This window comes from Streptomyces sp. x-80, assembly GCF_046549095.1.
GTDB classification, from domain to species: domain Bacteria; phylum Actinomycetota; class Actinomycetes; order Streptomycetales; family Streptomycetaceae; genus Streptomyces; species Streptomyces celluloflavus.
Window position 1 is genome coordinate 18,120 of sequence record NZ_JAJPWM010000004.1, and the last position, 13,525, is coordinate 31,644.

General features: G+C 69.0%; 14 protein-coding genes. 11 read left to right on the forward strand and 3 right to left on the reverse strand.

The genetic code is table 11. The features are described 5' to 3' along the window. The first annotated feature begins 60 nt into the window (after positions 1 to 60). The gene (locus ACLJWH_RS08115) at positions 61 to 474 is read left to right on the forward strand and encodes a hypothetical protein (RefSeq protein WP_411140918.1); all 414 of its coding nucleotides are present in this window, start codon (positions 61 to 63) and stop codon (positions 472 to 474) included. Positions 475 to 505: 31 nt separating this feature from the next. On the opposite strand, the gene ACLJWH_RS08120 is transcribed toward ACLJWH_RS08115, so the two are convergent. Next, the gene (locus tag ACLJWH_RS08120; protein ID WP_411140919.1) at positions 506 to 1,183 is read right to left on the reverse strand and encodes an HAD-IA family hydrolase; all 678 of its coding nucleotides are present in this window, start codon (positions 1,181 to 1,183) and stop codon (positions 506 to 508) included. 385 nt (positions 1,184 to 1,568) lie between these two features. Here ACLJWH_RS08120 and ACLJWH_RS08125 point away from each other — a divergent pair, with 385 nt between their 5' ends. Continuing rightward, positions 1,569 to 2,147, forward strand: coding sequence for a hypothetical protein (locus ACLJWH_RS08125; protein ID WP_411140920.1), 579 nt, complete (start codon positions 1,569 to 1,571; stop codon positions 2,145 to 2,147). 31 nt (positions 2,148 to 2,178) lie between these two features. Then, on the forward strand, positions 2,179 to 3,402 hold the full coding sequence (locus tag ACLJWH_RS08130) for an MAB_1171c family putative transporter (RefSeq protein ID WP_411140921.1): 1,224 nt from the start codon (positions 2,179 to 2,181) through the stop codon (positions 3,400 to 3,402). A 96-nt stretch (positions 3,403 to 3,498) separates the two neighbouring features. Here the strand turns inward: ACLJWH_RS08130 and ACLJWH_RS08135 are convergent, their stop codons facing one another. Beyond that, the gene (locus ACLJWH_RS08135) at positions 3,499 to 4,353 is read right to left on the reverse strand and encodes a helix-turn-helix transcriptional regulator (protein WP_411140922.1); all 855 of its coding nucleotides are present in this window, start codon (positions 4,351 to 4,353) and stop codon (positions 3,499 to 3,501) included. A 1,478-nt stretch (positions 4,354 to 5,831) separates the two neighbouring features. On the opposite strand from ACLJWH_RS08135, the gene ACLJWH_RS08140 reads away from it, so the two are divergent. The 6 genes from ACLJWH_RS08140 (at position 5,832) to ACLJWH_RS08165 (ending at position 10,672) form a co-directional block, all read left to right on the forward strand. After that, positions 5,832 to 6,218 (forward strand): hypothetical protein, encoded by a 387-nt coding sequence (locus ACLJWH_RS08140; protein ID WP_411140923.1) that lies wholly within the window; start codon positions 5,832 to 5,834, stop codon positions 6,216 to 6,218. Continuing rightward, positions 6,215 to 6,973 carry an ATP-binding protein gene (locus tag ACLJWH_RS08145; protein WP_411140924.1) on the forward strand — a complete coding sequence of 253 codons (759 nt, stop codon included), beginning with the start codon at positions 6,215 to 6,217 and terminating at the stop codon, positions 6,971 to 6,973. Before ACLJWH_RS08140 ends, ACLJWH_RS08145 begins: the two co-directional genes overlap by 4 nt. 141 nt (positions 6,974 to 7,114) lie before the next feature. Next, positions 7,115 to 7,738: a WhiB family transcriptional regulator gene (locus tag ACLJWH_RS08150; RefSeq protein WP_411140925.1), complete on the forward strand. Its 624-nt coding sequence runs from the start codon at positions 7,115 to 7,117 to the stop codon at positions 7,736 to 7,738. Next, positions 7,735 to 9,528, forward strand: coding sequence for a hypothetical protein (locus ACLJWH_RS08155; protein WP_411140926.1), 1,794 nt, complete (start codon positions 7,735 to 7,737; stop codon positions 9,526 to 9,528). The genes ACLJWH_RS08150 and ACLJWH_RS08155 overlap by 4 nt, the downstream gene beginning before the upstream one ends. Then, complete coding sequence (locus tag ACLJWH_RS08160) at positions 9,525 to 9,716, forward strand: hypothetical protein (protein WP_411140927.1); 192 nt, start codon at positions 9,525 to 9,527, stop codon at positions 9,714 to 9,716. The genes ACLJWH_RS08155 and ACLJWH_RS08160 overlap by 4 nt, the downstream gene beginning before the upstream one ends. A 488-nt stretch (positions 9,717 to 10,204) precedes the next feature. Further along, the gene (locus ACLJWH_RS08165; protein ID WP_411140928.1) at positions 10,205 to 10,672 is read left to right on the forward strand and encodes a plasmid mobilization protein; all 468 of its coding nucleotides are present in this window, start codon (positions 10,205 to 10,207) and stop codon (positions 10,670 to 10,672) included. Positions 10,673 to 10,681: 9 nt separating this feature from the next. Here ACLJWH_RS08165 and ACLJWH_RS08170 read toward each other — a convergent pair whose 3' ends face one another. Further along, a complete protein-coding gene (locus tag ACLJWH_RS08170) occupies positions 10,682 to 11,167 on the reverse strand; it encodes a hypothetical protein (RefSeq protein ID WP_411140929.1) in 486 nt (161 codons plus the stop codon). Positions 11,168 to 11,251: 84 nt separating this feature from the next. On the opposite strand from ACLJWH_RS08170, the gene ACLJWH_RS08175 reads away from it, so the two are divergent. Together ACLJWH_RS08175 and ACLJWH_RS08180 are read left to right on the forward strand one after the other, a co-directional pair. Then, the gene (locus ACLJWH_RS08175; protein ID WP_411140930.1) at positions 11,252 to 12,991 is read left to right on the forward strand and encodes a relaxase/mobilization nuclease domain-containing protein; all 1,740 of its coding nucleotides are present in this window, start codon (positions 11,252 to 11,254) and stop codon (positions 12,989 to 12,991) included. 67 nt (positions 12,992 to 13,058) lie between these two features. Continuing rightward, on the forward strand, positions 13,059 to 13,505 hold the full coding sequence (locus ACLJWH_RS08180; RefSeq protein WP_411140931.1) for a hypothetical protein: 447 nt from the start codon (positions 13,059 to 13,061) through the stop codon (positions 13,503 to 13,505). Positions 13,506 to 13,525: the final 20 nt, after the last annotated feature.

Sequence of the window (13,525 nt, forward strand, 5' to 3'; positions counted from 1 at the left end):
CTCCGTACCGTAGTCATTCGCCGTGTCCGCGTGCCTAGCCGTGACACTAGGGTGCCCGGTATGGGAGCAGACGTATGCGCGATGCAGTTGGATGCCATCAAGATAGCCAGACCCGAGCGGCCGAAGTGCGTGGATTCACACACGGTGTGGCAGGTGCCGGTCGAGGGGGCTATCAAGATCCGCCACCCCGACCACGTCGCCCGTGGACTCAACGACCTGTATGCGGACCAGCCTGGCCTCGTGCTGTGGATGGACGGCTACTTGCCCGAGTGGAACGACGAGCAACTCGCGTGCCCTGAGTGCGGCTGCACCACCGGGCTGACGCTCCAGGGCCGTTGGGGCGATCACGCCACCCTTGGATGTCCGGCCGGCCACCAGTGGACACCCACCGCCCACTGGAGCGCTCCACTGCTCCAGGAGGCGATCACACGCAGCCTGGACGAGCACGGGGCACCCCCGATGCCGGCAGTCTGACCCACGTTCCGGGCGCTGGTACGCGAGGACGTCACGGTGTCCCCTCGCTGAGGGTGATCGTCACTTCCACGCCGCTGTCGGTAGTACAGGCGGTGACGGCAGAAAGGTCTGGAACCACTGCGTCGGCGTCAAGGTCGCTGGCGTTGTGCGTCGTGGCCACTGCCACGGTGGTCATGCCGGCCGCACGGGCGGCAGTGAGTCCTGCGGGCGCATCCTCGAACACGATGCAGCGTGCGGGGTCGACCCCCAGGCGCTGGGCGGCGACCAGGAAGGGCTGCGGGTCGGGCTTGTGGCGCGTGATGTCATCCACGGTGATGACGTGTCTGGCGTGCACACCCGCTGCGGCGAGCCGGGCATCGGCGACTCGGCGCGTGCCGGAGGTGACCACGGCCCAGCGGTCAGCTGGCAGGGATGCCAGGAGTTCCTGCGAGCCGGGGATGGGGACGACTCCTCCTGCGGCGGCGTCGGCAACCTCCGCCCGTTCCAGCTGAGCCAGGGCCGAGGCGACTCTGTCGGCGGGCAGCAGGTCAGCCACAATGGCGGCGGCCGGGCGGCCGTGGGGCTGGACCGCCTTGATCGCGTCGACGGTGATGCCATGCTCATCCGCCCACTGTGACCAGCAGCGGAACACTGACTTCATTGAGGAGACGAGTGTCTCGTCACTGTCGAACAGGAGGGCATCGGCCGAAAACTTTCTCACCATGGTCATCGACGCTACCTGCCCTCGGGTAGTACCCCGGTGCTGGGGTCGGTATGACCAGACCACATTGAACCCGAGCAGGGCGCTATCAAGTCCTATGCCCGTTATGGCGAAATAGCCGATGCCCATAGATGGTGAGGTACGGCACACGTATTCAGCTACCTGTGATGCATCCCGATCGGTTCTCCACACGGCAATTGCATGCCGGCACGGCACGTGCGGCGCGGCTGCCGGATGCGGCGGGACGGGCACGGCCTCTGACGCCGACACTTGCGTGTCCTATGCTGTCGCAGCATCGGGAGGGACCTTCCGTTTTGCCCAGGGGACACAATGGCGCCCCTGGAATGGGATGAGCCATCCGAGAATCGGTGGCCGCCGCGTGAGAGGTGCAGCAATGGGGGCCCGGCGATCAATGCGACTGGGTGGCGAGATGCGCCGGCTACGGAAGACCTGCGAGCGCCGGCTGGCCGATCTTCCGCTTCCTGCCACTTTCAGCCTTGCGGGTTTGATTGCCGGCATGGAGGCGGCCCGGAACTGCAGTATTCACCTTGTCCCCGTGCAGGAACCGCACGGGGACATGAGGACGGCCTGCGGACTGCACGTCACACTGGAGCGAACGAGAACGACGTTCATCCTCTTTCGCCCACGCCCCACCCCGAATCAGACCGAGCACATAATTTTCCATGAGCTTGCCCATTTTTGGCTTGGTCATGGGAAAAGCCTCACGCGGGACGACGAGGAGCACCTGCTCCCTTCCCTGTTCCAGGACTTCCTCGGCGCGCAGCGGGACGAGGAGATGGTGGTCCACGCACGCGCCCACTATGCGATGCCCGAAGAGCGCCAGGCCGAACTGTCCGCGTGCCTCATCAAACGGCTGGCCCGTAGGCGAACAGCCCCGGCTGGCACCGACCTCATCAGCGTGATGGAAGCCAGCCTCACCCATCCGCTGGCACCGCCCCGACGCCTGCCGTAGTGACATGCAGATTCTGATTCTCATCGTTTCGGTGGCGATGACCGTGCTAGCGCTGTGGCGTCTGCCGGGTGCCCGCTACGGCGACCCTCTGCGCCGGACGCTGTGGGGGTGCAGCGCCGGCTTCGCCGCCGCGCTGTGGACTCGCTTCACCCCGGTCAGCGATGCGTTGGGCGAGCTCGGCGTCACCGACCTCGACGCCTTGGTGAAGTACCTGGTGTCGCTCGCCGCGTCCCTGTCTCTGCTGAACTTCGCCGTGACCAGCTATCTGCTCGCCGGGGACGACGCCCCCAGACACATCGCCATCTCCCGGAAGGTCGCCCGCATCGCACGGCGGTCCACCGTCTTCGTCGTCCCGCTCATGGGGTTGCTGTTCTTCCTCGCTGTTGACCGGACCAGGCCCAGCCGCGATTTCGCCGCAGACCATGCCGGTGAATGGGGCGCTGCTGCCTTCATGACGTGCTTCTACCTCTATCTGGTGGCGTCCGCCTGGACTGTGGCCTATCAGTGGACGCATGTGAGCCGCCGGGCCGAGTCGCTGGTGCTGCGCACCGGACTGGCCCTGGGTGCGGCAGCGACGTGGCTCTACGCCCTGTACGCAGTGGTGCGTTTGATGTACATGTGGGTCGCGATGTTCGTCCCCACTTCCCCGGGCATCAGCCGACCCATCCGGAGCCTGAGCGACGGGCTTAACGTGCTGGTGGCGATCCTGTTCGCTGCCGGGGCGAGCTTGCCCACCACCAACGTGGCGGCAGACCGTCTGCGGACCTGGCGGTCGCTGTGGTCCCTGCACCCACTCCGGCGTGACCTGACCGCGGCGTTCCCGGAGGTCGCGTTCCAGCCTGCCGGTTCACGTCTGCGGGAGATGAGCAGGCTGAATCCCCCTGCCGACGTGCGGTTGGACGGATGGATCCAGGAGATCGGCGATGCCGTCGATCTTCTCCGGCATCACGCCGCCCCCCAGTTGTGGCAGGCCGCGGAGGAGACGGCGCTCGGCCATACCGACCCGGAGCCGGCGGCGGAGGCGCACTGGATCAAGGCCGCGCTGGACTCCGTCGCGCACGGGTGCCGATCGGCCGTTCCGGCGGGGCCTTTGCCGGAGAAGCCGTTCGCCACCAGCCAGGGCGAAGCGTCGTGGCTGGTGCGAGTCCAGGTGGCCTACGCCGGAATCCGGCCGCATCAGACGGCGGAGTTGCTGACCGCGGCAGGCAAGCCCTGCCGGGCCGTGCAGGGCACGTGTGCGGTGCACGCCGTTTGACGGCGCCCCTCCGCTCCTGCCCGGCAGGAGCCCGGGTCGGAAAGCTGTGCCGCGGGGAGGCGGCGCCGAAGCGGCGTGGGCTGCCGTCCCGTGCAGTTACTCCTCGTCCCTGCGGGCGTCTTCATGCCTCACCAGCACCTCACTGAGAGTAGCCAGCATCTCGGCGGAGACACCTCGGCCGGCGCCGCGGGCTGCCACAGTGATTCCGTCGCCGCGCCAGAAGTTCAGAAAATGCAGCCGGTCAATGATCTGCCGCTCGATTTCCTCGCGCGTGTCGAAGAAGTAGGACTGGACGCCGAGCGCGTCCGCCAGCCCTGCGAACAGGCTGTCCGGCGGCAGACCGGCCCGCACTTCGGCCGAGCCGCTGTCGGTGCGGAGTGCCTGGATACGCTCGGCGTCAACAGCAGGGAACCCCGCCCTGGCGTTGACCGCATCGGCAAGTTCCTGGTCCGACAGAGCCCGCTTGCGCTGGAGGAGGTAGGTGATTTTCTCCCCGAGCGTCTGAGGCATGCGGCCGGCGGCCGCGGAAGTGGTGGAGCCGCTGAATGATCTGCCCTGAGCGGCTTCCAGCTCTTCTCGGCTCACCTCGTACAGGTCGGCCAGTGGCTGCACGTACTTCTCGTTGAGCCGGCGCTTGCCTCCCTCCGCGTTGCTGAGCGGCAATCGGCTGATGCCGAGTTTCACAGCTGCTTCCGCCTGCGTGTAGCCGGCATCACAGCGCAGGTCCTTGAGATCCGGCGGGCCGATCCGAGGGAAAAGCACGTCGAGGTCCTGCCCCAGGACCCGGGCGATGGCCGGAAGCCGGTCGGGAGGGGGTGCGCTAAGACTCCGTTCCCATTCGCTGATGGGAGTCTTGCTCAGTCCGAGGCTCTTACCCAGCTCGTGCTGCTGGAAGTGGGCAGCCCGCCGTGCGGCCAATAGACGCCGTCCATCGAACTGGCGAACCGCCACCGGGACTCCTGACGCTGAAGGTTTTGTGAGGGGCTATTTTACCCCCCTCTTGATACGTAAGCCTGCCTAGCGTAGGTTTACGCATCAAGGCCGGTCGGGCCTGCATCCCTTTGGAGTCACGCATGAGTTCCGCCCCGCTCACCCCTCGTCGCGAAATCCTGTCTCGTGGCAGTCGCGCGCGAGCAGGGGCAGCGGAAGCGAATGCGTCGTGACAGGCACCGCACGAGGGCTTGATTCCTCTCGGCTCCTTCCCCGTACACCGCCGTCCGACAGTGCCTTATGCCGGTCAATGCCCCCGCGCACGCAGGTTCCCTGCGACGGATCCGCATGAAGATCAGCGGCGCGCCGCGTCCATGAAACCTCGTGGCCACGGCTGACGGGTAGTTGCGGCGACCCTTCAACGAGTTGTGGAGAGTTGTAGAGCTATCTCTGGATCTTGACGCGGCATCCGCATATGTTCGTCGTCGCTCACCGGGCAGCCCGCCCGGCAGGGACGACAGCACGGAGAGTGATATGCGGACTGCTCGAATCAACCTGGCCAGTTAGGCCCGGAATCAGCGACGGCGCCTGAGAGAGGCAACTCTCAGACGCCGAACGCACATGGAACTCCCGCCCAGGCAAGGGCCGGAGATTTACCCACCATCACCGCACCGGCCCTATCCACGGGGCATACCGGCGCGGGATCACTTCAATGGAGAGTGTCGCATGCCGACTGCCCTGCGCAAAAGGCCGAAGGTCCCGGCCACCAACGCCCAGGAGCCGGCGCCCCTTTCGGGCCCCGTTCGGCGGCACGGGGGCGGTGCCTGATGGCGCGCATCCGCACGGTCAAGCCCGAGATGTTCGAGTCGGAGTCGCTGGCCGAGTGCTCGGTGACCGCCATGCTCACCTTCATCGGGCTGATGACTCAGGCAGATGACTCCGGCCGCCACCGTGACCACCCGGCGATCATCGCCGGACGGTTGTGGTCGCTGCGTCCGGAGCACACCGCTGCCCACGTCGCCCAGGACCTGGAGGAGCTGGCCGCCGCCGGGCTGATCTGCCGGTACACCGGCTGTGACGGGCGTACCTGGCTCCACATCGTGACGTGGGACCAGCACCAGAAGATCAACAAGCCCACGCCGTCGCGGCTGCCCCTGTGCAGCAGCCACCAGGCCGGCCAGCTGTGTGGGAAGTGCCAAAAGACGGACTGCTCCAGGACGCAGCCGGAGGTCACTTCGATGGCCTCCGCAGCTCCTGCTGGAATGCTCCGGGAGGATTCCGGTAGTCCGCACGGAGGGCTCCGTCGCCCGGATTCGCCGAGCGCCGACCCTCTGGAAGATGCTCCCGCTCCCGCGGAAGCGCCTTCGGTACCAGTCGGTGACCGTGCAGGTGCCGCCGCAGCGCCACCCGAGAAAACCGCAGGTCAGGCGGCATTCCCGGAGGGCTCCCGGAACACTACGGGAGGAGTGCGGGAGGAGTACGGTCCTGGATCTAGGATCTTGGATCCTGGATCTGTACCTACGGGGCGCGAGGCGCCCGCACCCGATGCCGTCTCCGAGTCGGTCACCGCGAAGCAGCTGGTGACGGAGTACGTCCGGGGCTGCAAGCGCCGCCCGCCGGAGGACTTCCTCGGCCACCTGGGGCGCAGGACCAAGACCTTGCTGGACGAGGGCTTCGCCCCGGACGACATCCGCATGGCCATGGAGCGGCTGCGGGCCAAGAGTCTGAACCCCAGTGTCCTGCCGAGCCTGGTGAACGAGGTCGTCAACGCCTCGCCGCCGTCGTCCGCCTCCGGCGCGGGGCCGTGGGCCAGCAGCGGATCCGCCTACACCCCGTACTTCAACCCGGCCGCTCCCGCTCCGATCACGTTTGGAGGCCGACTGTGACCCGCGCCCGCCTCGCCGATCCGCAGCCCGTGGTGTCCGACCGGCTCCGTGCCCGCCTGGGGGCCGCGCTGGCGGCACGCGGCATCGACCTCGCCGAGCGCCCGCTGTCCCCGGCCCCGGAGCCGGTCCCGGCCCTGGAAGCCGCCCAGCGTCGCATCCCGGTCGACTACCGTGACGCCGTCGCCGAGCACCCCGACGTCGCCAAGTGGGTGCGCATGATCGCCGACGCCGCTGTGGTTCCGCACGCCGACGCGCTCAACCCGCACTACGGCAGCGCCGGACGCCGCATGATCGCCCGCGGCCCCTCGCTGCTGCTGTGGGGCGCGACCGGCACCGGCAAGACCCACCAGGCGTACGGGGCGATCCGTTCCCTGACCGCGGCGGGCTGCGCAGTGCGCTGGCATGCCGTCAAGGCCGCTGACCTGTATGGCCAGATGCGACCGCGCCCCGGCGTAGACGTCGAATCTCAGCTCCGCGACGTCGTCCGCATGCCGCTGCTGCTCCTGGACGACCTCGGTGCCGCCAAGAACTCGGAGTGGACCGAGGAGCTGACCTTCCGGCTCCTGGCCTGGCGTGGCGAGAACCATCTGCCGACGCTAATCACCACCAACTTGCCGCCGGTACGCACCGAAGGCACGGACCCGCGCTGCGAGGTACTGCGCGACAAGGTCGGCGACCGGATCCTGTCCCGCCTGTCCGGCATGTGCGACGCCATCGAATTCACCGGCCCGGACCGCCGCTTCCAGCGGCGCTGAGCCCCACCACCTTCACCGCCTGCGGTGCGGCACTCCGCCGCTCCCCTGCCCCGCCTCGCCGCCAGGCCGCCCACACCCGCTCGCCGCCGGTGTGCCGCGCTGCTCGCCCGCCGGCCTCACGAGGCGTATCCGGAGAATCCCTTGCGCTACATCACCACCAACGCTCCGCTCCCGGCCCTGCGTGGGATCGCCGACCACAGCTGGCACGTCCGTGGCCTGTGCCACGGCATGCCCGCCGAGGACGCCGACGAGCTGTTCTTCCACGCGCCCCGTGACCACGAGGCCATCACGGAGGCCAAGTTGATCTGCGGCCGGTGCCCGGTCAAGAAGGACTGCTTCACCTACGCCCTCGACAACGAGATCCGTCACGGCATGTGGGGCGGGCTGACCGAGACCGAGCGCCGCCCCTGGCACGCCAAGGTCAGCAAGCGCCTGGACTACAGCCGCGTACGCGCCGCCTTCCAGGGCCGCGACGTCCACCTCAGCAACGCCGAGCGCGAGGCCGTCACCCGCCACGCCTACACCCGTGGCTGGAGCCCGGAACGCCTCGCCGACAAGCTCCGGCTCGACCTCGACTGGGCCCGCGACCTGATGCGCAACGCCGCCCACGCTGTCGCCGACCGCGACCGGTACTGGGGCTTGTACGACGAGGCCGACACCACCGACGACGAGCGCCCCCAGGACGAAGACGAGGTCACCACCTCGCCGGTGCCCCGCCAGGTACACACCCGCGCCCTGATCATCGCGCTCGGAAAGGCCGCATGATCCACCCCATCGCTATGCCCCTGGCTGCCGCTGCCTTCGAGCCCCCGCCCCTTCTCGCGGTCGTCGCGCTGCTCGCGGTCGCCCTGCCGCTGGCCGGAAGGCTGATCCGGCGGGGCCGTGCCCGGACGGGCGGAGCGCGGTCCGGCGCCCCCGCAGTCCGGGTCGCTGCCCTCGCCGCCGTCTGCTGCACCGCCTACAGCGCCGACACCAGCTGGGCTTTCGCCGCCGACTACCTCGACATGGCGGGCACGACGGAGCGGGTCACCATGTTCGGCGCTGCCGAACTGGGGTTGTTCGCCACCGCGCTCATGGCCCGGCAGAACCTCAACGGCCCGCAGAGGGCGCCGGGACTGCCAGGGATCCTGGTCTGGGTGATCACAGCGGTACAGATCATCCCGGCATTCGCCGAGTCGGGCCTGGTGGGCGGAACCGTGCGCGCCTTCGTCGGCCCGATCATGGCGGCGCTGCTCTGGCACCAGGCCATGGGCATCGAGCTGCGGCTGCGCAAGCCGGAAGCCGCCTCTCGCGGTGTCCTGGCCACCCTCGGCCGGGAGGTACGCGAGCGCGTGCTGTCCCGCCTCGGGGTCGCCGAGCGCGACCGCGACGCCGCCCAGATCACCCGCGACAGGGCCACCGTCCAGGCGGTGGCCCTGGCCGCCCGCCTGGCGGAGCGGTCCCCGAAGCGGCGTGAGAACTGGCGGAGCCGACGAATCGCTCACCGGCTTTCGAAGGCCGTCGCACGGGCCTGCGTGGGCACCGATCTCCAACAGCGGCGAGACCTTCTGGACCAGCTCGCCGCCCGCCGACATGCCACAGCTCTGATCACCGTCGATCTTCCCTCGCCCTGGACGGAGTCCACAGGGGACCAGGAGCAGGGCGGCGGGGACCGGCCGGCTCTCCACCTGCTCGTCGCCGATCGATTGACGGTCGGGGACCACCCAAGTCGCTTGCTCCGCACGGTCCCCGATGCCGGTCCCGAGGCAGACGGTTCACCGATCGGGGACCGTCCCCAAGGGGACCACGCGGGACCAGGTACGGGGACCGAGCCCCACATGCGCCGGAAGCGTCCCCACACGGTCCCCACCAACCGGGACCGAACATCAACCGGGGACCGTACCGACACAGAAGACCCGAACCGGGCCGCCGGGACCGCCGAGGCCACCAACGGGGACCACGACAGTACGGTCCCCGGGACCGACAAGGCCGGGGACCGCGCGGCCGGAAGCGCTGACCGCGTGCACGAAACCACTGCTCAGGGCGCCACACCGCCGTCCCCCACCCCGGTCCCCCGCGACCGGGACCAGAACGGCTCCGTCCCCGAAATGGGGACCGAGCCCCACGAAAGCCGGGACCGTCCCCACACGGTCCCCACCAACCGGGACCGAACATCAACCGGGGACCGTACCGACACAGAAGACCCGAACCGGGCCGCCGGGACCGCCGAGGCCACCAACGGGGACCACGACAGTACGGTCCCCGGGACCGACAAGGCCGGGAACCGTCCCCGCCCGGTCCCCACAGCGAAGGGGACAGGGGACGGGGATCCGTACCGAAGGGTCCCAGACCAGCAGTCCGGGGCCAGGCTCTCCGAAGACGAACTCATCGCCCGCGTCCGTCCCCATATCCCGGCAGCGCTGGAGCACGACGGCAACGGCACCGTCACTCGCGTCCAGCTGCGAAAGATCCTGCGCGCCCAGAACATCCCCATCCGAAACGACCGCCTGACGCCGGTCCTACAACGCCTGCGCAGTGAGACGGGCACCACCGCGAAGAGGAGCAGCACCCGATGAAGACCTGCCCGCGCTTTGCGCGCATCAAGTCCGGCTACGAGCAGGACATCCGCTTCCTGTGCAGCTACGCGGAGCGTCACCGGGGCACTGGCCCCGCGAAGGCGAGCGAGAGGAACGCGTTCACGGTGAAGCGGAGCATGGCCAGGGCACTGAACCGGCACATCGACCGCTGCCCCGAATGCGGCTGAGACCCGCAACGGCGCACGTCAGCGCCCGTACCCCACTTCATCGACGCGGGACCCGGCACAACGCTGGGTCCCGCCCACCGCGGAGGTCACGCCATCCACCCCCGTCACGCTCATACCACCGCGGCAACCGCCGCCGAGGCCGGCGCCTGGGCAGACGTCCTGGTCCGGTTCCAGCTCCTGCACACCGCCTTCCCGGCACCGAACGGCCAGTGGCTCATCCAGCACACCCCCCAAGCACCGGTCCGTGTCCTGGCCGGACCAGCCGCCATGATCGAACTCGCCGCCGAAATCCAGCACCGCACCCGCGCCACAAGGACCCGTACACGATGACGAACCCAAACACACCCCATCCCCACACGCCGGATGGTCAAGGAACCAACTCGACCGCAACGCGAGCAAGTTATCGGCCAAGCTACTCTTCCCCGTCGGGGAAGGCAGCTTGGCCCTCTCCCGCCCCAGGGGTGGCGGGAGCGGGCCAGCACCGGGGGGTGCTGGACCGTCAGGCAGCGATCGAGGGCGGATCGCAGCCAGAGGCGGAGAAGCAGCAGCGAAGCCATGCCAACGCCGCTCCAGCATCCACCGCGCGTAAGCGTTCCCCCCAGAAGAACAAACGCGCACGCATCTGCAACATCCGTCTCAACGACGACGAGTGGAACCGGCTGACCACCGCAGCACGTACGTCACGCAAGAGCCTGCCCGCCTACCTCGTACGTGCCGGTCTCGCTGCCTCCGACGACTCCGAGAACACAGCAGCGATCATCGCCGGCCACCGAGACCTGATAGCCGAGCTGTTCGCCGCGCGCCGTCATCTCGGGCAAGTCGGCAACAACTTGAACCAGGTCGCCCGCGCCATCAACAGCGGCGGACAGCCCTCACTCGACGCCGTCGTTTCGGCCGTTCAGCGAGCGGTCGCACGTGTGCAGGCGGCCACTGACCGGATGCTCGAACAGGATTGACCGAGCCGCTCAGGCGGACCACGAGGCGCTGCCGGCCAGCAGCCCGCGAACGTCGCGCCGGACAGCCACCTGGAACCGGTCGCGCAGGATTCCGACCTCATCCTTCATAGCGAGGAGCCCCGGAGTGTCCCGCAGGTCCGCAATCGCGACGTAGTCACTGGCACGCCGTAGAGCCCGAAAGACTTCGTCGGCCGCCCGAACGACATCGAGCGGAGCCAGGACGTGGATCCGCTGCCGCGTGCCGCCGAGGTTGAAGCCGGCGAACGCCACCTCGGCTGCCGTCTCGCGTTCCTCGCCCGCCGTGGTCCGCAGCACGCGCAGGAGGTCTCTTCCCGTTTCCTCCATCGCGATCAGGTACTCGGCATACAGCTGCGTACGCAACTCCAGCAGCCGCGTGACCGCCTCTCGACGCCACCGCCGACGATCCGCCAGCGCCGTCGCACCAGCACCCAGCAGAACGCCCAGCAGCGCGGCAAGAGGAGATATCCAGCTCATCCGTGAGCACTTCCCGCCCGACGCACGTGGAACGCCCCCTTCCCGGTACCCACCCCAGTTGATCAATTGGTCGAGGACAGCAGCATGATTCCCCGGATCCAGAAGCGCGGACAGCGCACCATCGGCCTGCTCTATTACCTCTACGGACCGGGCAAGTTCGAGGAGCACACCGACCCCCACCTCGTCGCCTCTTGGGATCACAACGCTCCCGACCCCGGCCGCGACGCCACCGCGACCCTCAAACAGCTCCAGCAGCTCCTGGACCAACCCGTCGAGAACATCGACCAGTCGCAGCGCCCGAAGAAGCATGTGTGGCATCTATCCGTACGCAATGGCGGCGCGGACCGGATCCTCTCGGATGAGGAATGGGGCGCCGTGGCCCGCCGTATGGTCGCCGCTGCGGGGATCGACGACCCCGAGGCAGGAGCGGGCTGCCGGTGGGCGGCCGTGCGGCACGCCGACGACCACATCCACATCATCGCCACCCTCGTCCGCGAAGACGGGTACAAACCTGACCTCGACAACGACGCCAACCGTGTGCAGGCCCAGGCCCGGGTCCTCGAAGCGGAGCTGGGTCTACGTCGCCTCAACAAGGGAGACGGCACCGCGGCGAAGCGGCCCACCAGCGCCGAACGCCACAAGGCCCAACGCCACGGCAAGGAGCGCACCCCGCGCGAGGAACTACGCGAAACCGTGCGGCGCGCGGTGGCCGGCGCCACCAGCGAGCCGGAGTTCTTCGACCGCCTAGCCGCGACCGGTCTCCTGATCCGGCAGCGAGTCGCGCCCTCCGGCGATCTGCTCGGCTACAAGGTCGCTCTACCGGACGACCACAACGAGGACGATGAGCCGATCTTCTATTCGGGCTCCACGCTCGCCCCCGACCTCTCCCTGCCTCGCATCCGCGCCCGCTGGTCCCCGACCGCTGGGCCGGACCAGAGCAGCGATGCGCCGACGGACCGCGCCTCCCGCCAGGCGCCAGACCGCCCGGCCGCTGCACGGCGCAGGGCGGCCTCGGCTGCCTGGCAAGCGGTGCTCGTCATCGACCACGGCGACGACGCCCAGATCGCCGCGCACATCGCGGCGACCGGCGAGGTCCTCGACGCATTCGCCAAGACCTCCGCCGCGCACACCCGCAAGGAGCTGCGCGAAGCTGCCATCGCGTTCGAGCGGGCCTCACGCTCCCACATACGGGCAGAACACGGACACGACCGCGCCCTGCGCCAGGCCGCCCGTGACCTCGTCTACAGCGGCCCGGCGCTCGGCCGCGGGGAGGACGGGGCCACCACGGCGATGCTCATCGACATGGCGTTCTTCCTTGTCACCGCCGCCGCGCACTGGCACGGCAGGAAGCAGCATGCCCAGCAGGCCGCCGCCGCCCAGCAGGCCGCAGAGCACCTGCGCGCCGCCTACCAGGCAGCCGCGCCCGTCCCCCTGGGCGCTCTCTATCAGCGCGGTCGGCGTCTGTCCCAGCCCTTGCGGCACAAGCACGTCGCCTACCTGCGCCAGTCGGTGCCCGAACTGGCCGAGCAGATCCTGGCCGAGCCCGGCTGGTACGCCCTGGCGGCCACGCTCGCCGACGCCGAGAGCGCCGGCCACGACGCGGCCGAGCTTTTGGCCGAGGCCGCTGACCGCAGAGAGCTGGACACCGCGGGGTCGGTCAGCGACGTGCTCGTGTGGCGACTGCGGCGCATGGCCGATCTGCCGGCCGACGCTTCCGCAATGCCCGAGCACGGCACCACCGCGCCCCAGCCCCCACAGGCATCGCCCGGCCCTCCACGAATCGCAGCGACCGCCCCAACAAGGCCCGGGAATTCAAGAACTTAAGAGTTGCGGCAGGTCAGAGACTCGGGCATTCTCCTCGTGCCCGCAAGACGACAGAGACGGAGACGGCATGTTCCGACGCACTCGCGCGAACCGCGAGTTCCGCGAGGCCCAGCGTGCTGGCCAGGCGCTGCTGGCGATGCACACCGAGTGGCCGCTGCCCGACGCCCCTGCCCCGGCAGCCACTTCGGCCCCGGCCACACCGGAGACGGCGGTTGCGCCCGACTTCCTGCCGCCGGACTTCCGGGCACCGTCCCGCGAGGATGTCGCCGGGTTCATGATGCGCCGGGACCAGCCGCTGGTCATCGACGGCGAAGTCCGCCAGTGCCCGGAATGCGGCGCGTACCGGAACTGGATCGTTTTCAGCATGCGCGACGACTCGATCTGGCTGCGCTGCCGGGCCGGCCACGAGACCAAAGAGCGGCGCCTGGACACCGCCTGGTACAACCGCAACTCCGGTCCGGTCGGCTGCTGGCACCGCACCCTCGACGAGGGCCTGCGCCACCTCGGCCACTAGATCCCCCGAAACCCCACTCC

Bases quoted from the DNA above. Each gene is read 5' to 3' on its own strand.
- ACLJWH_RS08115 (WP_411140918.1), top strand. From the start codon at position 61: ATGGGAGCAGACGTATGCGCGATGCAGTTGGATGCCATCAAGATAGCC.
- ACLJWH_RS08120 (WP_411140919.1), bottom strand. From the start codon at position 1,183: ATGACCATGGTGAGAAAGTTTTCGGCCGATGCCCTCCTGTTCGACAGT.
- ACLJWH_RS08125 (WP_411140920.1), top strand. From the start codon at position 1,569: ATGGGGGCCCGGCGATCAATGCGACTGGGTGGCGAGATGCGCCGGCTA.
- ACLJWH_RS08155 (WP_411140926.1), top strand. From the start codon at position 7,735: ATGATCCACCCCATCGCTATGCCCCTGGCTGCCGCTGCCTTCGAGCCC.
- ACLJWH_RS08160 (WP_411140927.1), top strand. From the start codon at position 9,525: ATGAAGACCTGCCCGCGCTTTGCGCGCATCAAGTCCGGCTACGAGCAG.
- ACLJWH_RS08170 (WP_411140929.1), bottom strand. From the start codon at position 11,167: ATGAGCTGGATATCTCCTCTTGCCGCGCTGCTGGGCGTTCTGCTGGGT.
- ACLJWH_RS08175 (WP_411140930.1), top strand. From the start codon at position 11,252: ATGATTCCCCGGATCCAGAAGCGCGGACAGCGCACCATCGGCCTGCTC.
- ACLJWH_RS08180 (WP_411140931.1), top strand. From the start codon at position 13,059: ATGTTCCGACGCACTCGCGCGAACCGCGAGTTCCGCGAGGCCCAGCGT.